Source organism: Stenotrophomonas sp. Steno-C17 (genome assembly GCF_056393165.1).
Map to the genome: position 1 here is coordinate 1 of NZ_JBWJPD010000031.1, position 20,922 is coordinate 20,922.

The 20,922-nt window shown below is 65.0% G+C and carries 23 protein-coding genes and 1 tRNA gene; all 24 read right to left on the reverse strand.

All coding sequences use genetic code 11. The features are described from left to right. Nucleotides 1-123 (reverse strand) — tRNA-Ser (locus AC06FA_RS19255). Continuing rightward, complete coding sequence (locus tag AC06FA_RS19260) at nt 111-470, reverse strand: hypothetical protein (RefSeq protein WP_478069685.1); 360 nt, start codon at nt 468-470, stop codon at nt 111-113. The genes AC06FA_RS19255 and AC06FA_RS19260 overlap by 13 nt, the downstream gene beginning before the upstream one ends. Before the next feature lie 42 nt (nt 471-512). Then, a complete protein-coding gene (locus AC06FA_RS19265; protein ID WP_478069686.1) occupies nt 513-1,268 on the reverse strand; it encodes a D-alanyl-D-alanine carboxypeptidase family protein in 756 nt (251 codons plus the stop codon). After that, nucleotides 1,265-2,134, reverse strand: coding sequence for a glycine-rich domain-containing protein (locus AC06FA_RS19270; protein ID WP_478069687.1), 870 nt, complete (start codon nt 2,132-2,134; stop codon nt 1,265-1,267). Before AC06FA_RS19270 ends, AC06FA_RS19265 begins: the two co-directional genes overlap by 4 nt. After that, nucleotides 2,131-2,568 carry a hypothetical protein gene (locus AC06FA_RS19275; RefSeq protein ID WP_478069688.1) on the reverse strand — a complete coding sequence of 146 codons (438 nt, stop codon included), beginning with the start codon at nt 2,566-2,568 and terminating at the stop codon, nt 2,131-2,133. Before AC06FA_RS19275 ends, AC06FA_RS19270 begins: the two co-directional genes overlap by 4 nt. A 5-nt stretch (nt 2,569-2,573) precedes the next feature. Further along, nucleotides 2,574-3,311, reverse strand: coding sequence for a hypothetical protein (locus AC06FA_RS19280; protein ID WP_478069689.1), 738 nt, complete (start codon nt 3,309-3,311; stop codon nt 2,574-2,576). After that, nucleotides 3,311-4,249 (reverse strand): hypothetical protein, encoded by a 939-nt coding sequence (locus AC06FA_RS19285; protein ID WP_478069690.1) that lies wholly within the window; start codon nt 4,247-4,249, stop codon nt 3,311-3,313. Before AC06FA_RS19285 ends, AC06FA_RS19280 begins: the two co-directional genes overlap by 1 nt. Next, nucleotides 4,249-5,040, reverse strand: a complete 792-nt coding sequence (locus tag AC06FA_RS19290; RefSeq protein ID WP_478069691.1) for a hypothetical protein — start codon at nt 5,038-5,040, stop codon at nt 4,249-4,251. Before AC06FA_RS19290 ends, AC06FA_RS19285 begins: the two co-directional genes overlap by 1 nt. Before the next feature lie 216 nt (nt 5,041-5,256). Beyond that, entirely contained in the window at nt 5,257-7,413 is a 2,157-nt protein-coding gene (locus AC06FA_RS19295) for a hypothetical protein (protein WP_478069692.1), read from the reverse strand. After that, nucleotides 7,413-8,879, reverse strand: coding sequence for a D-Ala-D-Ala carboxypeptidase family metallohydrolase (locus AC06FA_RS19300; RefSeq protein ID WP_478069693.1), 1,467 nt, complete (start codon nt 8,877-8,879; stop codon nt 7,413-7,415). Before AC06FA_RS19300 ends, AC06FA_RS19295 begins: the two co-directional genes overlap by 1 nt. A 1-nt stretch (nt 8,880) precedes the next feature. Beyond that, the gene (locus AC06FA_RS19305) at nt 8,881-9,735 is read right to left on the reverse strand and encodes a hypothetical protein (protein WP_478069694.1); all 855 of its coding nucleotides are present in this window, start codon (nt 9,733-9,735) and stop codon (nt 8,881-8,883) included. A gap of 1 nt (nt 9,736) precedes the next feature. Further along, nucleotides 9,737-10,294 (reverse strand): GNAT family N-acetyltransferase, encoded by a 558-nt coding sequence (locus tag AC06FA_RS19310; protein ID WP_478069695.1) that lies wholly within the window; start codon nt 10,292-10,294, stop codon nt 9,737-9,739. Beyond that, entirely contained in the window at nt 10,294-10,521 is a 228-nt protein-coding gene (locus AC06FA_RS19315; RefSeq protein WP_478069696.1) for a hypothetical protein, read from the reverse strand. The genes AC06FA_RS19310 and AC06FA_RS19315 overlap by 1 nt, the downstream gene beginning before the upstream one ends. Then, on the reverse strand, nt 10,518-12,884 hold the full coding sequence (locus AC06FA_RS19320) for a hypothetical protein (RefSeq protein WP_478069697.1): 2,367 nt from the start codon (nt 12,882-12,884) through the stop codon (nt 10,518-10,520). Before AC06FA_RS19320 ends, AC06FA_RS19315 begins: the two co-directional genes overlap by 4 nt. Next, complete coding sequence (locus AC06FA_RS19325; RefSeq protein WP_478069698.1) at nt 12,884-13,300, reverse strand: packaged DNA stabilization gp4 family protein; 417 nt, start codon at nt 13,298-13,300, stop codon at nt 12,884-12,886. Before AC06FA_RS19325 ends, AC06FA_RS19320 begins: the two co-directional genes overlap by 1 nt. 63 nt (nt 13,301-13,363) lie before the next feature. Continuing rightward, complete coding sequence (locus AC06FA_RS19330; RefSeq protein WP_478069699.1) at nt 13,364-13,663, reverse strand: hypothetical protein; 300 nt, start codon at nt 13,661-13,663, stop codon at nt 13,364-13,366. A gap of 12 nt (nt 13,664-13,675) precedes the next feature. Then, nucleotides 13,676-13,888 (reverse strand): hypothetical protein, encoded by a 213-nt coding sequence (locus AC06FA_RS19335; RefSeq protein ID WP_478069700.1) that lies wholly within the window; start codon nt 13,886-13,888, stop codon nt 13,676-13,678. A 12-nt stretch (nt 13,889-13,900) separates the two neighbouring features. Next, nucleotides 13,901-15,109, reverse strand: coding sequence for a P22 phage major capsid protein family protein (locus tag AC06FA_RS19340; protein ID WP_478069701.1), 1,209 nt, complete (start codon nt 15,107-15,109; stop codon nt 13,901-13,903). 15 nt (nt 15,110-15,124) lie between these two features. After that, nucleotides 15,125-16,030, reverse strand: a complete 906-nt coding sequence (locus AC06FA_RS19345) for a hypothetical protein (protein WP_478069702.1) — start codon at nt 16,028-16,030, stop codon at nt 15,125-15,127. A gap of 7 nt (nt 16,031-16,037) precedes the next feature. Then, nucleotides 16,038-18,092 (reverse strand): portal protein, encoded by a 2,055-nt coding sequence (locus AC06FA_RS19350; RefSeq protein WP_478069703.1) that lies wholly within the window; start codon nt 18,090-18,092, stop codon nt 16,038-16,040. After that, entirely contained in the window at nt 18,092-19,546 is a 1,455-nt protein-coding gene (locus tag AC06FA_RS19355; RefSeq protein WP_478069704.1) for a terminase large subunit, read from the reverse strand. The genes AC06FA_RS19350 and AC06FA_RS19355 overlap by 1 nt, the downstream gene beginning before the upstream one ends. Before the next feature lie 58 nt (nt 19,547-19,604). Beyond that, nucleotides 19,605-20,060, reverse strand: coding sequence for a terminase small subunit-like protein (locus AC06FA_RS19360; protein ID WP_478069705.1), 456 nt, complete (start codon nt 20,058-20,060; stop codon nt 19,605-19,607). Further along, a complete protein-coding gene (locus AC06FA_RS19365) occupies nt 20,060-20,464 on the reverse strand; it encodes a hypothetical protein (protein ID WP_478069706.1) in 405 nt (134 codons plus the stop codon). Before AC06FA_RS19365 ends, AC06FA_RS19360 begins: the two co-directional genes overlap by 1 nt. Next, the gene (locus AC06FA_RS19370; protein WP_478069707.1) at nt 20,457-20,921 is read right to left on the reverse strand and encodes an endopeptidase; all 465 of its coding nucleotides are present in this window, start codon (nt 20,919-20,921) and stop codon (nt 20,457-20,459) included. The genes AC06FA_RS19365 and AC06FA_RS19370 overlap by 8 nt, the downstream gene beginning before the upstream one ends. Nucleotide 20,922: the final 1 nt, after the last annotated feature.

Sequence of the window (20,922 nt, forward strand, 5' to 3'; positions counted from 1 at the left end):
TGGTGACCCCGGCCCGATTCGAACGGGCGACCTTCCCCTTAGGAGGGGGATTGCACGCCCTTTCGAATCAGTGACTTGTCACGCCATTGTGACCGGAGTGGGACCGGCGATCAATTCGGGCCCATCTTCGGCAGTGGGATCGCCGCCAGTCGTTCCGCCTGCTGCCGCTCCAGTCGGGTCGGCTTGGCCGTCAGCCTGGCCACCGCCTCGCGCAGTCGCAACTCGGGCATCAGCCGCGCCGCGCACCACCGCTCGGCGTACCGCTTGCCCTGCTCTGCACTGGCCGCTCGGACGTGCTTCTCCTGGAAGAAGCGCCGGCAGTCCAGGATCACCGCGGCGCCGTCCCGGTCCGGCTGGACGATTGCCACGTCCCGGCCCGACCACCACAACTCCCAGCGCCCATTGCGGATGACCCAGCCCTGCAGGGTCGGGTCGCGCTCGGCGTATTGGGGGATCTGCGACGGCTCCATGGCTGGGAGGATACGCCTCCCGGTCGCACGGGCTGAGATCGGCTAGGGCCGCGCCTTCTCGTAGTCGATCAGGCGGCGCATGTCCTTGTAGCGGTCCAGGTCGGTGGCTGAGCCCATGACCACGCTCACCCGGCGCACGCCCGGCGCCTTCTGCCACAGCATGACCAGACAGGCCCCTGAATTCAGCGACGGGTTGAGGGTGTTCACGTAGGTCCCGGTCTTGCCGCAGATGAATTCCGGGAATTTGACCGTGCCGTCAGGGTTGATCGTGTGCGAGACGCTGTAGGTCCGGGCATTGGCGCCGGTGATGGTGATCGTGCGCGCCAGGGTGCCGGACACCTGCACCAGGTAGGCTATCGCAGAGAAGGCGACCATGGCCAGGCTGAGGTCGTTGGGCGACATGCGCTGCGCTTCGGCCACGCCGGTGGGGCTGACGAACACCGCCGTGGTCATGCCCAGCGCCGATGCCTTGGCGCCCATTGCGGCGATGAATTTGTCCGAGGGATCGCCGCCGCCGGGCATCAGGGCGCCGACGGTGCGCGCGATGCACTTTGCCGCATCGTTGCCCGAGGGCAGCATCATCCCGAACAGCAGGTCGCGGTAGCTGATCACGTCCCCGGCCTGCAGCTGCGCGTTCGATTCAAGCGACCAGTCCACCACGTCCGCCGCGGTGACCGTGACGGTTGCATCCAGCCCGGCGCCGCTGACGTAGTCGTTCATCACCAGCGCGGTGACCACTTTGGTGGTGGAGGCCGGCTGCTGCGCCGTGGTGGCGTCCTTGGAGTAGGTCGTAGTCATGCGGTCACCGTCATCCCGCGCGGGGCCGAAACTGAGGGCGGGACCTGGCCGCCGGGCCACAGAACGACAACGATGCCGCTGCCGCCGGCGCCGCCGTTGGTAGTCCCATTGCCGCTGCCGCCGCCACCGCCGCCGGTGTTGGCCGTGCCGGCCACCGGTGGATTGGAATCCAGCCCGCCCGCGCCGCCGCCGCCGATGCCGCCTGTGCCGACCACGCCAGGGCTCAGGCCGTCGAACGCGCCGCCGCCGCCTCCTCCGCCGACAGTGATGCCGCCGAACAGAGGGTATGCCGTGCCGTTGCCGCCGTTGCCAGCCGCACCGGTGCCGGGGGCGGCCTGGCCTGCGGTGGATGCGCCACCGCCGCCGCCGCCAGACGCCTGCGGGGCGGACGGGGTGTAGTTGCCCGCTCCGCCGTTGTTGCCCTGCCCCGGCGTGCCAGCGCCGCCCGGCGAGTTGGCGTCGTTCGCGTTGGTGGTTGAACCGCCGCCACCCGAGCCACCAGCAGCACCAGCGTTGTCCGCAGTGCGCCCGCCGCCGCCGCCGCCGCCCGCCGCCGACTCGGCGCCGAAGGACGAGGCAACGCCAGACGCGCCGCGGCCGCCACCGGTAGCGCCTGCGCCGCCAGCGCCCACGACAACAGCGATCGATGCCGCCGCGGTGACCGGAAGCGTCACCACACTCACGCCGCCCGCGCCGCCGCCGCCGCCCTGCCGGGAACCGCCGCCACCACCACCGGCCACAATCAGCACGTCGACGCTGGTCACGCCCGCAGGAACGACGAACGTCCCGCTGGCCGTGAAGGTCTGCAGGCCAGCAGCAGGCGGCGCGCTGGGCGGCCTCAGCCTCATGGCCTGGAACGGCATCATGCCTGCGTGCCCACAGCGACCACGTCCCACGCGGTATCGGTCGCGTTGTAGATCATGGCCACATAGGTGATCTTGCCGGCCACGGTCATGGCCGGCAGCGTCACGCCGATTGCGCGGTACTGGCTGCCCCAGGTGATCGCCCGGGCAGTGCCGTTGTCCTTCACCCGGACCACCATCCCGAAGCCGGGAATGGCCGTGCCGCTCGGGTTGGCGACGGTCAGCGCGGCGGCCTGCGCGGTGATGGCGACCAGGTCATTGCCGAACACCGGCGTCACCGTCGCCGCGGTCGTGACCGTCTGGACGCTCGGAACCCTGGCCAGTGCGGCGACCTGCGCGAGAGTGGCCCTCTTGTCTGCCCCTCCCTGCACAATTTGGAGGGTATCAGCGCCGTTTACACTCGCAGCGGCTGCGTAGTCGGTGGCGTATATGGGCATGGTCGTTACCTATCGAAGTCGTAGCCGACAAGGTTGATCGTCACTGAGCCGGTCAGCAGCGCGATGATCCCGCCGAGAATGGTGGTGGCGCTCAGCAGCACGGTGAAGCGGCGATTGGCGTCCAGAGTCACGTCCAGCACCGGGCACGAACCCGGGATCGCGGCGTACTGGTAGTTGGTTGGCGACGGGGCGCCGACTTCCGAGCGCGAGGTGTAGAGCGTGAACGTGGAGGGGTTCATCACTTGGACGATGGCGCGGTTGGCGGTGACCGGGATGACCGCCGACAGGTCCACCGTCTGCACGGTGGTGGCCACCAGGCCGGCAAGCAGCGGAATCGGCACGCTGCCGGCCGCAGATGCCGCATCGAGCATGACCCGGTTGCCCATCTCCGACGGCCGGGTGTGCTTGCCGGGGCGCAGCAGACCGCTGGCGTTGTTGCGGCCAGAGATCAGGTAGCGGCGCGTCTGGTCGCCCGTCTTGCAGCGCGCGGTGCCGAGGTAAGGCGCGGCCGGCGCAATCGTGGACGCTTCCAGCCCTACCAGGCCGCCGCCCATGTCGTAGGCGTACAGGTGAAACTCGGTGCTGGGCGTGCTGGGCACCACCACCGAGGCCGTGCCGTCGCTCAGCACCCGGCCAGTGCCAGGCACATAGCACATGCCCGGCGACACGCTGACCGTGTGCCCGTCCAGCGCAACAGAGGCCTGCAGCCCGCGAATAATGGAGATTGAGGGGTCGAGTGCCATCAGTTCGCGATGCTCCGGTCAGAGAATCGGCGCCATTTCGTGCCCGAAACGACGGTCGAGTCGTACCAGCACGGCTCCCGGCCGCCGGAAAGATCGGTGATCGCCACCATCTGGAAGTCAGCCACGCCAGTCAGCGCATTGGCTGCGGTAAGGGTCATGGCGGGCAGCGTGTTGAGCGCGGTAAGCGTCCAGGTGCCGCCGGCCGCCCGCAGGGGGACGCCAGCGCCGGTTAGCGCCGCTATCGCGGTCAGGTCCGAGTCCAACGGCTGATAGGCCGGCACGTCGTACAGCCACGCCCAGGCTATGGCCGGGGTGTTCTGGCGCAGCGGCTGGCCCAGCTGGTCGGTGAGCAGATTGCCCAGCTGATCGGTGAGCTGCGGGTACAGCGGGTTGTCGCCGCCACCACCAGTAGCCGAAACGATGGGTCGCCGCGGGTCGGTGTTGTCCACCGTGACGTTCGTGCCTGGCCGGACCTCTTGGACGGACGAATCCGCCAGATCGAGGGATGCCTTGACCACCGGGTCAAGCCCTAGGGTGGTGACGCCATCTGCCCCAACCGTCTTGATCAGTTCGCCTGACGCTACGGAAATCGCGTTGGAAACCGGGAACCAGCCTTTGCCGCCACCAGGGCCAGTGCCGTAGTACATCGTGTTGCCGGGGGTTTCTTCGTCCCCAAGCAACGAGATCAGCGCCACCCCGCCCGGCTGCGCCACGCCATCCACGTTGACCGAATTGGCACCGAAGATCGCGAAGCTCAGCGATTCCCCGTCTTCCAGTTCCGTCACGCGTGCCGCAAGCGCCTCGTACAGCGCCCGAAGCTCCGCGTCAGATTGCGCCGACGCCATCCGCAGGAAGTAGTTCGCCCACGGCTGCGTGCAGCGCCCGCCGGAATCAACGACAGGCTGAGAGAAATTCGGCTGTTCAGCGGGCGTCGGCATCAGCTGGCGACCTTGCCCACCGCGCGCCAGGAGAATTCAAACGGGGACGTCAGGCGCAGTCCGGTGCGGATGTCGTCAACACCCGTATTCCAGTCCACGGTCGCGCCAGAGGCGGACGGGGTGGCCTTGATGATGCCCGTGTAGCCCTCAGTGACGATTGGGCCGCCCTTCTGAATCAGGACCTGGATCACCGGGACGTTCGTGTAGGCAACCGGGAAATTGAACGACATGCTGGCGCTCTGGGCGTTGCTGGCCGGCATCGTCGCGACCCCCCACTGGTCAAGGATCACCGTGTCGGTGCCAGTAGTCTTGATCGAGTTGGCCGTGACCACTACGGGGGAGTCAGGCACGGTCGGCAGCGAGATCCAGATCAGGTCGCTGCCATCGGTGCTGAGGACCTTGTTCGCCGATCCGGTCGGGTCGGGCACCTGGCGGATGGTGTCCCATTGCAGCGTGGAGCCGTCGTTGCTGAGGAACTTCCCGCTCTGCAGCTCCGGAATGACCAGGCTGGCATCAACGCCGCTGTCAACGTCGCGGGTCCAGATAACCGCGCCCAGACTGTCCAGCAGGCGAACCGAATAGCCTCCGTCCAGCCAGATGTTGGTGTTGGAACGGCCAGACGAATCCAGCGGAACCGGGTTGGCATTGGCGATGGTCATATCCGGATCGGACCACGTGCCCTTCGGGGTGGTCGTGCCGATCTCGTAGAACTGAAGGCTGCCGCCGGCCACGGGCTGCAGGCCCAGCAGGTCGAAGAAGACCGGCGCCGGGTTGTAGAAACGGTAGCTCATGGGATCTCCAAAAGAGAAAGCCCGCTCAGGGCGGGCTTCATACGGCTAGGCGGGGGTGGTGGTAGGATTCGGGCCGGATACCCACAGGCCCGGCGCATGAGCAAGGAAAAGTTTGACCTGTCCAACGTCGGCGGCCAGCCGAAGGATTGGATGCAGAAGGAGCACGAGAAGCAGGTTGCGTCCTCCGGCTGGGATAATCTCTGGGTCCCTACGTCCCTAGTTGGCCTGCCCCTGCTGCTGATTGGCGCCGTCGCCTTGACGCTGTACGGCTTCTTCAAGTAGTCCGGCGAGTTCCTGCATTTCGGGATCTTCGGCGCGGCTCGCCCCCTCGCCAAGCAGCCGCAGGCTGGAAAGGAACGCGCCCTGTGGCATTTCCGTGGCTCTGGCAAGGTATCGAACGACTCTGGGACTAGTCATCAGCCTTGCGCCGCCATTTGCCAGGGCGCCGGTAAGCGCAAGCCCGCCGGTGCTTGCAAATGAAGGGTCGAAAAGCGATGCCACCAGCGCGCCGCCGTAAGTGAGCGCCGCCGCACGGTTCGCCGTACCCGACGGGTTTGCGTACACCTGGGAGCCACTCTTGATGTTGTCGGCGACGCGGGCGATCCGGTCCATGTCCCGGCTGAATTGCGGCCCATGGCGGTCGAACAGGGCGCGCTTCGCCTCGGGGCTGACGCGGTTCCAGTTGGTCAGGAAGGTTGATGCGCTGAACACGTCGCCGGCCGCGTCCTGTGCGCCAGGCGTCGCCAATCCCATCCGCCGGATGACGGCTGCAGTCACAGCGCGCTGACCACCCGGAGGCAGGGATTGCATGACCGACCGCAGGGTCGTGCCACCATCGCGAGTGCCGGACATTACGGCGCTGTAGACCTTCTCCGGGCCACCAGCCTTCTCAACCACGCGCCGCATGGACTCCAAGCGATCAGCCGATGCTCGCGTGTAGTTGTTGGCTCGGTTTGCAGCCGCCACAGCCTCCGGACCTTGGCTGCGGGCCGCTGCGCGCATGTCCTCCGACAGGGCTCCATAGAGCCGGTTCAGCTCGCGAATGTCTGCCGGGGGATTCAGCGGAGAGGCATTGCCGATCTGCTCGCCGATCTCGGACCTGATGCGCCGCAAAGCGCCATAGGTCAGTTGCCCGGCGTTCGCAGCAAGATCGGCTTCCAGGTTCTGGCGAAGCGCCGCGATCCCCGGCTGGATAAGGCCGCCAGTGGTGGCCGCAGCCTGCGGGTCCGGGGTAGTGAGCGCCACCGCGGTGCGAAGCGTGTTCTGCATCGGGGTCGGCGTGGTGTCGGGAATGTACTGGTCGGCCTGCCAATACAGCGCACGTCTGGTGGCGCCAACGTTGTTGTTGAAGGTGTCCACGCCACGTTCGATAGACCGACCAGCCCGCTCAGCACTCGGGTTGCGGCTGAACTGGCCCGCCATATCCTGCAGGCCCTGGCCAATGTCCTCAGCCTGCCCAGTGGCGAACCGGTTCATCACGCCGGAACTCGTCGGACCGCCCGCCAGCAGGTTCTCGATACCCTGCACCATCCGGTTTCCGGATGCCTGACCAACGGAAGGCTGGGCACCAAGCGCTGCAAAGTCGGCCAGCCGGTTCTGCATCTGCTGGCCAGAACTGCCGCGTACAGCGCCCCTCAGGGCTGCTCCGCCGGCAGCCCCAGCAATACCGGGGCCGAGACTGCCGGCAAGACCGGCCAGAAGCTGGTTGCCCTGAGAACCGCCTGACTCGCGGGTGATCCCGGAGGCGCCGGACCCGCCGATGGTTGATGCGACCTGCAGGCCAGGCTGAGCCGCCAGCAGGTTGCCCACCCGGCTGGCGGCAGGAGCAACCCCAGCACGACCAACGTTTGCCAGAGCATTCAACCCTGCGCCAGCACCGAGCGTCAGGCCAGTTCCGGTCAGCGCCTCACCAATGTCGCCCAGCACACGGTCGCCCCCCGTCTGCGCCTGAGGAAGCCCCAGCGAATCGGCCAGCGCTGCTGCCTCCTCACGGTAGGGCCGAGCCTCCTGAGCACCCACAGCGCGCGCAATCGGGTTGACGATGTAGTTGTTGAAGGCATCCCCGCCAACTGCACCCAGAAGGCCTCCAGCGCCCTGCAGGACGGATCGGGCACCGAATGCAAGGTCACGCCCTGCTCCGTATTGCCAACCATCGGGCGCAACTGCAGGTTGTTCGGACTGACTGGCCGCGGGGTCAAAGCTTTGACGCCGACCACCCACAATCTCCAGATCAAGAGATCGGTCGTTGAACCCCTGCCCGTCGTCCTCCACGATGGGGTCGGCATCCCACGGGTTGCCTTGTGCCATCGGCTGAGCAGCGGACTGCATCGGCGCCGGCGCCACGATCTCGTCTGCATCCCACGGGCTCGCCATTAACGCTTCCTCCGCTGGGTGCCGTCCGGGGCGATGAACAGCGCGCCACTCGGCAATGCGTTGTACTCCTCAGCCGACTGGATCTGGAGGGGGGCGGACTGTTGCTGCCCCGCATATTTCTGCTGCAGCCCACGGATCTGGCGAAGCGCGGCCTGCCGGGTTGCAACAGGCAGACGGTCGTTGGCCAGGTCGCCTGCCATTTCCTTGTACAGCTGAACGTCCTTGTCCGACTGCGGGCCCTCCATGCGCGGCATCTTTGAGGTCAACTGCCCCGCGATGGTCTTGAGTGCAGCGGTTGCTTGTGCACCAGGGGTGGCGCGGCCGAAAGCAGCTGCGCCACTGTCGTAAAGCGCGCCGGACAGGCTACCGGTTGCATTCGGCAGCAGCGCCTCCGCCTCGTTCAGGAGATCGAGAGCCGTGTTCGCGTCGCGGCTACGGGTCATCTGCAGCTTATTGGCGTCTGCCTGCGCAGTTACTTGGGCCTTCCCGGCCTCCTGCGCCAGCGCAGCCTGCGTCCTGGCCGCCAGCTCCTGCGGCAGGAACTGCTGCTGGACGCCCAGCTTCGCAGCCTCCGTCCGCGCGGCCTGCTCTTCCGGGGCGCGACCGACAAACATGCTGCCCCCTGCCTGCGAGGGCTGCACGTTGCGCGGAGGAAGCTGCGCGCTCCCGCCATCCGGCACCAACCCCCATTGCTCGGGGTTCTGCATGATCGACTCGCGCAGCCCCGGCTCCGTAACCTGGGATACGTCGATGACCTCGCCATTCGGAGCGCGGAACACGGTGGCCTGCGCTGCCGGCTGCGCCGCGCCCTGCTGCATGCCTGCGGTCTGCGAGATTGCGCCGGTCTGCGGGTTGAAGCTAGTGCCATCGGGCAGGTCGATCTGGCCCGTTCGCCCGTTGAGCACACCCACACGCTCGCGGCCGTCCGCTCCCCTGAACTTGACCTGGCTGAATCCGGACGTGGACGAACGGCCATCGAGGCCCAGGTTGATCCGCCGCGCTCGCTCAACGTCCTCCGGCGACAGCCCTTGCGTCATCATCTGGAACGAGCGAACGTCGGTGGGCGTCTGGCCTCCGCCGTAGTTGGGGGTGTTATTCGCCACCGCCAGAACCTGGTCGACAATCGGCATTACCGTCGCCGCGTCGAAGTCGTCGGGGATCTCGGCGCCGAAGTTTCGCTTCAGGTAGGGCAACGCCGAGCGGTACACGCCGGCCTGCATCTGCGGGTTGCTGGCGAACTGCTTGAGGGTCTTAGCCAGGCCGAGCAACTGCTGCTGCTGGCGGTTGCCCTCAGTCTGGTAGGACTTCGCCGTATTCGGGTCCAGCGCATAGGCCCGGCTGGTGGCGTCAAGGTCCCCGCTCATGACCTGCGGCGCCAGGGACTGCAGCTCGGCGAGCTGGTTGCGCTGCTTCTGTTGCTGGCCTACCTGCAGGCCGCGGGCATACGAATCGAAGATGTCTGCCACGTCAGCGGCTCCCGAAGTAGCTGCCGGCGAACCCGGCGAGGTTGTTGAGCGTGTTGGCTTGGGCTTGGCCCTGCTGCAGGTAGGCCGAGGCACGGGCGTTGCCAGCGTTGGTCAGCTGGTTGCCAATCTGGCCGGCCGTGTTCTGGCCTAGGCTGTTCAACTCGCTGTTGGCGCTGCCGCCGAGGCCAGCCAGACGGAACAGCGAATTCTGGAAGTTGCCGAACGCCTTGGACCCAAGGTTCGACGCGAAGGTCATGCGGTCAGCATCGGCGCCCCCCGAGTACAGGCCGCCGCGCGCCGCAGCACCGCGGTCCAGCCCATTGATGCCCTCGTCTCGCGCAACCAGGTAGTCGGGCGTCTGGTAGAACTGGCTGAAATCAGCCACGCCGGCGCCCTGATTGAGCGTGCCACCGCCAGTGCCACCAACCCCGCCCGCGCCACCGGTGATGGTCAGACCGCCATCACCGCCCGTGGTTCCGCTGCTGAAGAAGCCCATCGGGTCATAGCTGGTGCCCCCGAACTGCCCAGCCAAGTTGGCCGGATCGGTGAACTTGTCGAAGGTGCTGCGCTTCTTCTTCTTGGCCGGCTCAGGTTGGGTGATCTGGATCCCGCCCGAGATCGGCGCCGAATAGGTTGGCAGCCCATACATCTGCGCCAGCATGTAGAGCGCGCCGGTGCCAGTCACCTGGTACGGCATGGTGTCGGCGCGGCTCTGGTTGTACATCGCCACCTGGGCCTGAATGGCATCCCGGGAGGCCGTGGTGGAGGCATTGGCGGCGTTGCCGGCCGCATCGCTCTGCATCTTGCCGCCGATAACGCTACCGGCGGCCCCTACAATTGCGCCCACAGCAGGCATATCAGCTCTCCAATACCGAGTAGTCGTCGTTCATCACCGCCCAGCGATAGAGCAGGCGGATCCCTTTGCTTTTGTCGCCAAGCTCCGTGCAGCGCGCCATGACCGCCTTGGGGTCATTGATGCCGCGCGCCCACATGTCCACGTCCCAGCTGTAGTGCCGAACGTCGTGCAGAACGCCGCCACGCAGGAAACTGGCCGGCCGCACGTAATCCAGGCGGAAGCCGACGCGCTCGGTCAGGCGCACCGCCGGCACGTTGTCCACCGGCACTTTCGTCACAATCTTGGTCACCTCGGTGCCGCAGAACAGGTATTCCGCCGCCTCAGCGCAGAACCCAGCGACCCCCTTGGTGCCAGGCTTGAAAACTGTATGGACTTCAACCACGCCATCGCCGAGGCGGTGGAAGAAGAACCCGCCACCGTCAAACTCGATGCCGATACCCTGGTCGAAGATCGCAGACAGCGGCCACGATCCATCCATGCCATCCGGTCCGATCCACGGCCGCACGGCTGGGTGGTCCATCACTCCCTGAAGGAAGTCTGGACCCGTTGAGATTTTCATCAGTCGTCCGTCTGCTCGGGGGTCAGTACAGCGCCCAGCAGGTCGTGCTTGCGGGCGGAGGAAACGCGGATGCGGAACACCCACTGCCGGCCGCGCCCCAGGCGCAGAACTCGAATGCGCTTCTCAAACTGGCCGACAGCGCCAAGGTCACGGCGCTTCCAGTTGGACCAGTTCCGGCCGCCGTCCTTGCTGTAGCAAATCTCTACGTAGTGGTCGGTGTCGGTCATGGGCTGGTACTCAGGTTGCTGACGGAGCCTGTAAACGGCTCGGCCAGTACCTCCCAGAGCGCGCCATTGGTGGAGGTCATCAGCGAGCCATTGGCCCCGCCAATGACGAACCGTCCGCGAGCCGCGTAGAGGGCCGTTGCGCCGCCGCTGACTGTGGCTGCGGATAGCGCCATAGACCCTGGGCTTGCGCCATATGCGATCTGGCCTGCGGCATTGGCCAGAACCCACACGCCTGCCGTGAACGCGGCAACCGTGATCGGTGAGCTGCCAGTGAACGGGGACGGGATCTCAGTCCAGCTTGCGCCAGTGGAGGACGTTGCCATTCGATTGCCATCCCCCGCAGAGAGGAAGATGCTTCCGCTGTTGGCAATGCAGCGCATATAAATGCCGTTATCTACGACGTAGTTCTCCTGAAGCGGCGACCAGGATGCGCCCTTGTCTGTAGAGACAGATGCGCGATCACTGACCGCAACGCTGCGGCCGTTCATCGAAGAAATCCCGTTGAAGTCGCCGTAGAAGCTTCCCGAACCGGAGGTATCCACGATCACAGCGGAATATGCCGTCCCGGTTGACGACCGCAAGATCACAGAGTCGTTGCAGCCGACCAGAATGGTGTCTTGGTCGATGGACCAGCAGTTTCTGGTGTTGTTCACGGGCAATGATGAAAGCGCCCACGAACTACCACCATCGGACGAAACGGCAGCACTCTCGGCGCTCAATGGAATCATGACGATCTGGGAGCCTCGGGAAACCACTAGGCCGTATTCGTCGGAAACCCCTACGCCCGTCAGTTGGACAGGGTTGTCCCAGTCGGTGCCGCCGCCGCGGCCAATGGCATAGCGCCCCCGGCCAGTGGTGCCGAGGACGCCAACGCCGTACCACGGAACGCCGATGTTGATGACGTCATCTATCTCATCCCACATGCCATTGGCGTCGGTAACGCGGACAGTGGGGCGGTACTCGCCGGCAGTGGTCGGGGTGCCGGCCGCGATGACGCCGGCTGCGCTCAGAGGTCCAATCCCCGGCGGCAGCTGGCCGCTGGTGATCTTGAAGGACAGCGGAGGCGTTCCACCCTCAACCGCGTAGGTGAACTCGTCCCAGGCGAAGCCAACATCGCCGCTCGGCGCATTGTTCGTGATCTTGGGAATGCTCGGCTGAACCGGGAACGCGACCGGAACAGTCCCCGGCCCCTGCCCCGTATCAAGAATCAGCTCGGCGTTCGGGACGATCAGCGAGCTTTGGTCGTCGGCCAGCGCAGGCGAGACGCGTTCGCTGATGATCGGCTGGTCGCCCTCAAGGAAGTAGTCCCAGTCGATCTGCCAGGTGCGGCCGTTCTGGAAGTCGCCGCCGTACCAGTCGCGACCCCAGCTGATGATGTGGCTCAGCCGCCAGCGGTTCATCCCGAAGGATTCACGGCGGTGCCAGAGGCCGGTGATGACGTCGTAGCCGAAGGTCTGGCCGTCCGGGAAGGTCAGGTAGTAGACCTTATGTCCGCGATCCTCCCACACGTAGGCGATTGCCTCGGGCCAGTTGTAGCCAGAGATCGCCTTCTCAAGCGGGCGAGTCGACACCGGGCGAGCCAGATAGCCCTCGAGGCGGTAGACCACGCCGTCGTCGCCCAGCCAGAAAATGGTGTTGTCCAGCTTCTGGATCGTGTGGCGCGACGCGCAGCCCCGCGTGATCGAACTCTTGCGGTTCTGGAAAGTGCCAGTAGCCGCGCCAGAGTTGAAATAGAACTCAGTCGTGCGCTGGCCGAACACCACCACTTCTGATGCGCTGACCGCCAGGCCCACAATCCGGTCGGGCGCAGCCTCAGCCTCATACCGGTCAAGGGTGTTGTAATCGGTGGCGTCAGCCAGGTTGGAATGGAACCAGAACCGCCCTTGCGGCTCCACGCCGAGAATGTAGGAGTCGAGATAGTCTGAAGAGATCGAACCCGGATAACCCTCGTCGGTGATCTTGGCGAACGTGTCGGTGGCAGTGGCATAGACGTACCCGCCGCCGCCCTGCCCGTTCTCGACCAGAACCTGGAACCCAGTCTTGAACTGGTTGTGCGTCATCTGCACCCGGCCCACGCCAGGGATGACGCCAACGGGGATGCCAGTACCCGCCGGCGTGATGCGGTACAGGTAGCGCCCCGAGACAATCAGGCGCAGGCCCTCGCAGTCGTGCATTCCGCGGATCGGGCCAGTGCCGATCTGCTGCCACGGCTTCAGGCCCGGCGGCGTCGAGAACTTCTTGACCGTGCGTGTGCCGGCCACCTCGGCCGCCACCGGCAGCCAGTTCACAGTGTCCTGCGCAGACCACGGCAGGCTGTCGTCCTTGTAGTAGCCGCCGATCAGGTCTACGGACTGGGCTGGCATTAGCAGTCGGCCCCGTCGCTGTAGCTGTCGGTGTATATGTTGTAGCGCCCGCAACGGGGAAGGCGCGGACGCAGGACCAGCGGATTTGAAACCAACATGTCACGCTGCAGCTCAGCAAGGCCATCCGTAGCGAACTGGACCACGTCAGCATCAAGCGAGACGCCATATTCGGCGCGCAGGACAAGCGCCAGGTTGAAGGCCACTGCTTGCTCTGCTTCCGGAGGAATGGGAATTTCGTCTGCCGGATTGGTCACGTTCTGCCAGCCCAGCGCCAGGCCGCTCGCCTCCCACCGCGTCAGCATGCCGTTAAGTGCGTCACGACCGGTCTCAAAATCCTCAGCCTCCGGCGCCTCCGTGGCGTCAACGACGCGCAGAAGCCGCAGCGCCCGCTTGACGATGGTTGCTGCTGTGGTCATCGGAGACTCCAAAAAGAAGGGGCGCCACTAGGGCGCCCCAATACCACTGACGGGACTGCGGGATTACTTCTTCGACGCGGGCTTGCCGGCATCAGCCTTCGGGGCGTCATCGGACTTCGCCGACTTCTGCTCCTTGGCCGCTTCCTTGGCGTCAGCCTCGGCGGTCTGCTTGGCGATATCGGCAGCGATATCCTGCCCCGGCAGATCGCGCTCGGCGTTCCACGGCTCACCGTTGGCCTTCATGCCTTCCGGCTCCTTCCAGCCATCGGCCTTGCGGGCATCCACATCGTCGGCGTGGACCAGCTCGATGCGGTCCTCGTCCTTGCTCAGCAGGTAGAGCGCGTGCTTCTTTTCGGTAGCCATGCTCGTCCCTCCTTATGGGATCTGGCGGGCCAGGCCCAGCGCGACCAGCACGGCACCTGCGGTGCCAGCGGCCGAATTGGCGGCGGTGATGGTCGGCTGGCTGATCGGGGTGGTGCCGTAGAAGCCGACCTTCTCGGTGTTGTCCTTGCCCAGGACTGCGCCGTCCGACGTGCCGGGAGCCGCCGCGTACAGGCTGTTCTGGGTTTCGATTGCGAGTTGTGCCATGGCGGTATCTCCTTAGATTCCGGTGACGGTGGCGGGAATGCGGACGGCCAGCTCGGGGCGCAGGATGCCGCCACCCCAAACCAGGTCGAAGCGCGAGAGGAACATGTCGTTGACGATGTCGAAACCCTGAGTGAAGCGCAGGGTGATGCCCTGGTGGGTGGCCTGGGCGGAATCGACGCCGTGGCTGGCCGGCGGGGTCGGCAGATCGGCGGTAACGAAGTAGAACGCATCCTTCGAGAAGGCCAGGTTCTGCACGTAGTTGGTGCCCGCCACGCCGCCGATGGTCAGGGCAGCGTTGTCTGCCGGCGCATTGGAAACGTTCTGCTCGGAACCGGTCACCACGATTTCCGGGGTGATCTGCAGCGCGGTGGCGCCGGACGCTGCGGCCAGCGTGACGGTGAACTTCTTCAGCTGGCCGGCCAGCACCTTCTTGGTCTGCGGGTGCACATCGAATACGCCCGCGATGGTGAAGGTGTCGCCCGGGTTGATGGTGCCGGTGCCGGTGTCCACGGCCAGGGTGCTGCCCGACTGGCCGCCACCGTTGACCAAGTAGCCGGCGCCGCTGCCGCGGGTGGTGGTGGCGGTCAGGTTGGACGAGTACCAGTCGAAGCCCAGGGTGTTGCTGGCCATCTCGCCTTCCCGGTACTGGCGACCAACCTTCTCCTGCGCGTTGTACAGCCCCTTCAGGCTGTCCACGATATCGATCTGGGAGTAGGTGTTGATCAGCAGGTTGCGGTCGCTGGACGGGGCCAGCTGGCTGTCCAGGTAGGCCTTCGCCGCCAGGGCGGTACGGGCGTCATCGAACGCGCCGTAGTCACCCACGGCACCCGGGACCAGCGGGGTGACCTTGTTGATGAAGTCTGCTTCGACGTTGGCCAGAAGGTCGCCGATCTTCGGGTCGATGAACTGTGCCTGGAAGTCATCGATCTGCAGGGCCATTTCCGCCGACGTGGCGCCGGTATCCATGCCGTAGTACTGGTCGACCTTCACGGGGATGGTCTTGTCGATCTGCGGCTGCAGATCCATGATGCGGCCCTTTCGCACGATGCCGCGCTGCGGGACACGCACGGACACCTGGTCGCCGACCTTGGCGCCGCCCTTGTAGCCGAACGGGGTGTCGTACTGGCGGTTGACCATCTTCAGTACCTGAAGCTTTTCGGTCAGCACTGCCAGGCCGCGCTTGACGATGATGGAACTGGTGAGGAGCTGATTGCCAGCCATTGGTTTGATCTCCGGTTATCGGTTTCGTTTGGCCCGCACGGCCTCGAGGTGGTCGGCAACGTCCATCGACGCAAGGTCTTTGCGCACGACAGAGCTGCCGCCAACGGTCGAAGGCGGGGGCGGCGCTTTCGTGACGGATGTGGGCTTCGGGGGAGGGGTGGAGGTCTTGGGCGGAGCCATGGACGCTTCAAGCCGGCCCAGTGCTGCTGCGGCGGCGTAAGGCGTCATGCGCGAGATCTCGTCAGCTCGGTCCAGGTTCTCGGTCAGGTAGACCGCGATCTGTGGGCCAATATCGCTGGTGGCGATCACTTCCAGCATGGGGGGCGTGAAATTGACGGGCGCCTGAGTGGCGGCCTCCCATTTCCCAGGATTGGCCGCCTGGAATGCAGACAGCCGCTCGTGGAATTGCTGTGCTCGCTCCTGCTCATGAGCTTGCTTCTGCTGCTCCTTGGCGGAGGTTTCGCGCTCAGCCAGCTTCTGGTTAAAGCGCCAATCGGTCAGGGCTTCGACATAGGCTTCATGATCGAAATCGAAATCTTCGATCTTCGGCTTTCCGTCCCCCTGAGCGCGCTGTGCGCCCTCCTTAGCTTGCGACTGGCTCTTGGCCTCCAACTCCTGCGCGCGTCGCTCTGCCGCCTCCGCGCGCCGGATCGCCTCGTACTTCTCCCGTGTCAGCTCGTTGATGCGCTTCCCAACGCCCTTGTTCTGGCGTTGTGCGGGTGCATCTTCCCCGTTCGAAGCTGCCGAGTCTCCGGATTCTTCCGCCTGGTTGGCCTGCTGGCCATCCAAATCGGTTGCGGCGTCGTCGCCCTGCTCACTAGCAGGTTTTGCGTGTTCATCAGCCTTCGGCGGCACATCAGCGGCCGGGGTCGGGTTGGATGCCTCGACAGCGTCGATGGCGGCTTGCAGGCTCTCGTTCATAGCGATCTCAGATCGGATAGCCCGGCTGACCGGCCGGTGCGGGTGGGCTTATGCCCTGATCGCCGCCCATAAAAAAACCGCCCGAAGGCGGCTGGTCTGGGGCGACGACTGGAACTGGTTGTGGCGGTGGCGTGTCCAGGAGCATCTGACGCGCCTGCAGCTGCTGATGCAGGCCGATGTTCTCGAGCTGCTGGCCCTGTGCTTGCGCACCGTACAGCTGGGCCTGGGCTGCGCCCTTCTCGGCGTCGGCCACGTCCTTCGGGTTGGGCTGAGGCGGCGGCGGGGCTTCTTCGCCTTCACCCGGCGGCAACAGGCCCTGCTTGACCAGAAGTGCACGGTAGGCGTCGCGCACCTCGTCCATACCGGGCGTGTCCATCGACTTGAGAACGCCGTATCGGGCCAGCATGGCATCGGGGCCGTTGCTCTGGGCCAACTGCATCATGGCGTCCAGCGTCTCCATGCGCTGGGTCGTGTAGCTCGGCCCCGTGCTAATGCTCACGTCGTACTTGCCCTGGCGCAGATCGTTGACTGTGATCCACTCCTGAGCCTCCTCGCTCCATACGGGCTTGTTGACGGCCAAGAACTCTTCCGCGCCGTCCTCCCCGAGGATGCGAATCTGCCGCTCGCTGTCGTAGATATGCGGTATCAGGTCGTTGACGATGATGCCAGTGAATAGGATCGCCCGACTGACGTTGTCCTGATAGTCGAAGTTGGCAACGTCTCCCTCGCGCTGACGGGCCATGATGGCGCGCCCGCTGGTTTCGTTGCTTCGGCTGCCGAGGCTGGCGTCGTAGATGCCCGTGGTGGACTTCATATCGTCCGAGGACAACTGCAGGGCGGCCATGTAGCCCGGCGACAGCTGCGGCGGCGGCTCGCGTTGCGGCTTGACGCCAGGCGCTGCAGGGTCCGGGTTGTACGGCAGGCCGGGTGCGTTGTTGACCGCGAGGTCGCGCCACTCGCGCTCGTAGCCCGCAATTTGCTTGGCCGTGTACATGAACGGCGTGTTCGGCTGATTCGCGATGACCTCAGCGAAGTTCGACCGCTCAAAGTTGTAGAGGACCTGGGCGTCACGCGCCATGCGCGCCATGCCATACCACTCGTCGCGGCCGTCAACGTGGACGATATCGCCCCAGACGGGGATCAGCGGGATGTAGCGGCCAGGCCAGTCGAACGGGCCTTCCAGCGTCTCGGCGCCGCTCACTATCTCCATCGTGATCTTGAACGACTCGACCTGCCGGCGCTGCTGGACGGTGATCGGATCCGCGGAAGGCATGCCCATCTGGTCCATCGGAGGATTGGCGGCAGCCTCTTCGTCAAAGTCCTCGGCGTCGACAACACGGCCATCGGATAGCATCAGGATTTCCCTGGTGACCGGAACCCGCTGCCAGTACTCGGCGAAGCGGATGGCCTTGTCCCTGAACCAGTCTCGGCAGTCGCCGGTCATGGTCGAGTCGAACGACACCATCTCGGCCTTGGGCCAGCGCGCCTTGAACTGCTCGCGCGGCAGGGAATCCTCTACGAAGGCGAACCGCGCGTCCGATCGGTCAAGCTCCTCGGCTGCCGGGTCGAAGCGCACCGAGAACGGGTTGTGAATCCGCTTGATGCGAATCTCTTGGTCGAACGTGTCGTCGTTTGAGTACTCGGTGGCCACGCGCCACACGCCGAAACCACAGCTGACGGCGTACATGCCGCCCCAATCGTAGGCCTCGTCAGCACGTGACTGCGCCTCGATGTTGCGGATCAGGCCCTGGCGGATCTCTGCTAGCTTCACATCGCCGTCTTCGCTGGCCCTGACCTTGATCGACGGCGTATTCATGCGCATGTCGTTGATGACCTGCTTGACCGCCTGGCGCAGCTTGTTGAACTCGTACTTTGGTCGATCACCTCGCAGCCGCCCAAAATTGCTATCCCACTGGCTGCCAGCGATCCAGATGAACCGGAAGTCATCGATTGCCCGCGAGCGCATGCTGCTTTCAGCCGACTCGCAGTCAGCAAAGCGCGCGCGCATCTGGGCGAACTTCTCCTCAGCAGTGACGGGCGCTTTCAGATCGTCGTCCTGCATTACCAGCCGCTCCTGAAGCTAATGGGTTTCGGCGCCGATACCGGCACCGGTTCAGCGAATGTCAGCGCTACCGCGTCCCATTCATCCGGGCTTGGCACACCGCGCGCGCGCATCGCCTCCTTGCTTTCCAGCAGGACGCGAGAGTTGCTGTCGTACTTGTAGCCCGGGCCGCAGGCGTCGCCCTGAAGCGAGTCCGCGTCCGGAATGTCGGCGCCACCCTCTTGGGCCAGCCAGTCGCGAGAGGCCATCCAGATCTCAGCACGGCGATTCACCGGGCCGCCGCCAATTTCCTTGCCATCCTCCCCGATCTTTGGCGGCTCCAACGGGGCGCTGCCAAAGTTCACCGGCTTTACCACCTCGTCGTAGCCCATCTCGACCAGGCGGTCATAGATGCCAACGCCAAGCCCACCAACGTCGATGAAGACGCGAGCCGGCGACTCCGAGTCGATAACCTGCTTGATCCAGCCAGCACCCTCCATTGTGGTCAGCTTGTTGCGCCGCTCCACCTTAATGACCTTTCGGCCCCTCCGCCGGGCAAGCGCTGAACCGTCATCACCGAAACGCGCCGGGTCAAAGCCTATGACCAACGGGCCAGACTCTTCACGCACACTCTTGCGCGCCTGGGCCACCAGTTCTGGCTTGATGAAACTGTCATGGCCGGACATTTGGAATGCCTCGGCCGCCGTGGCGGGGTATTCCTGCTTGAACAGCGCCGGATCTTTCAGCTCGCTGATCTTGTTGCGCCGCCAGGCCATCTGCCCCAGATCGAGGCCGTAAAGCTCGGCATAGGTCCTCTCTTCTTCGGTCAGTTCGAATCCGGGAGGCGCTTCTCGGCGATACTCCTCCTGCCAGAACCAGGGCACGAAGATTGCGATGAAGTCTCCCTCACCTCGCTCTGCCGCCAGCCAGTTTTGGTGGTAGAAGTTGCCAATCCCGTTGGCCGTGGACTCAAGAATTACCTCGGTCCCGTCCTCGTTTGGAACGGCCTGTAGCACGCCGGCCGCATGCGTCTCTGCGTTCTTCCAGAACGCCACCTCGGACCCATGGAAAAGCTGGATGGTGCTCGACCGGCCGACCCCTTTGGTTCCTGCTGTGCCGACCTTGTACCCGCTGTCCAGCACATCAAATAGCAGTTCCTTGGCATTCGCAGCGCCCGTGCTGGGCCTGACGAACTCCGGGCAGTTCTCGTGATACCTGTTCACCATCTCGAACAGGTTCTGTGTCGCTGCGTCCTCATGGGTAAGGATGAAGGTACGGACGCCCTTGCGCCATGACGAGGCGTGGTAGTACCTGGCAGATACGTAAGTGGAGCACCCCTGCTGCCGCCCCTTGAGGATCAAAGCGCGAACCTTGCCGGTCCGGCGCTTCTGATCTTCCAGCCGCTCATGGATGTACTGCTGCGCTCTGTTGAACCTCAGCGATTGGACCGCGCCAGACTTGCTGCGGATCAGCATGCAGTTCTTGGAATAGAACTCCAAGTCATCCCGCAGACGCTTGCGGGTGGCAAGCTCCTCACTCTTCAAGGGAGGCCAGCCACTGCTCATGCGTCAGGGTGACGCTGGTAACCGTAGTGTCCAGGCGTTCGCCATACTTCTTGGGCTTCAACTTTGAGGCGACCCACTTCCGGGCCTCAATGCGCAGGCGGTTTCGGGCGACAGCCGTGGCGTCGAAAACCACCTCGGTATTCCCCTCGCCATCATCGTCAGCCGTCCCGTGTTTCACCGAGCGGACCATCGTGCATTCTTCGTCGGCGATATCTACAAGATCATCAGCCAACGCCTCAGCTTGCTCTTCGCGCGCGCGCGCGTATTGGTCACTGAACTCCTTGTGCTTCCCCAGCCAGCGGAACACTGCCGCCTTGCTGGGCATACTTTCATCCCCGCAGATCGAGCGCAGAGACTCGCCTTCTGCCAGGCGCTCACAGATGGCATCGGCAATCTGCTGGCTGTAATCCGACGGCCTACCCATCAGGGCAACTCCACTGCCGGGATGGTGGCCACCACCTTGCGCGGCCCGCTCACCCAACCCGGGTTATCGAAGTAGGGGGCGCCAAGCACGCGGATGATGTGCCAGGCGGAGAACGTGTCGCCATTGTCCAGGGTCACATCCAGTTTGATCCTTGAGCGGCCGCTGTATTGGGCTGCCACGCGGATCTGAACCGATCGCTCCGATACCTCAGCCGGCCCCATGGCGATGCACTGGTTCTCCCAGGTCTGCCACACGGCCTGCGAGATGGATCGGCCCCTGGGGATGGCCCCATTGAAGTCAGTCACCAGTTGGCGGGACTCACTGGCGTAGAGGCTGCTGCGGAATATCCGATCTCGCTGGTAAGCCGAAACGATGTTCCGTGTAGCGCGGCCCATGTCACTCACGGTCGGACCTCACCAAGGCTTGTAGTCCACGGACTTGGGCGTCGCACTGGGCGGCGGCGAGAACAATTCGTCCCGCACTCGCTGCTCGGTCGTCGGCTGAGTCATCAGGGGCGCTGGTGCTGGCGGCAAGATCGGACACTCGGGCCTCACAGCCTGCCCAGCGCTGCTGCAGGCGGAGGTTGCCAGCGCGCAGACCATCAGCGACAGCCGCGCCTTTCGATTCAGCATCTGCCTTCTCCTGCTCGTACTTGGTAGCCACTGCCTCGGCCCGCTTGACCCGCTGCCGTTCGACGGCGATCACGGCAATGGCGTTGTCCCGCCCCTGCACTGCCACCTTCTCGGCCGTCTGGGCGTTGTCACGGGCAAGCTCTGCCTGAGCCACGGACCCGCGCTGCCAGATAGCAAGCAGCACCAATGCTGCGACAGCCACCAGCAGGGCGCGGGTCAGGATGCTCATT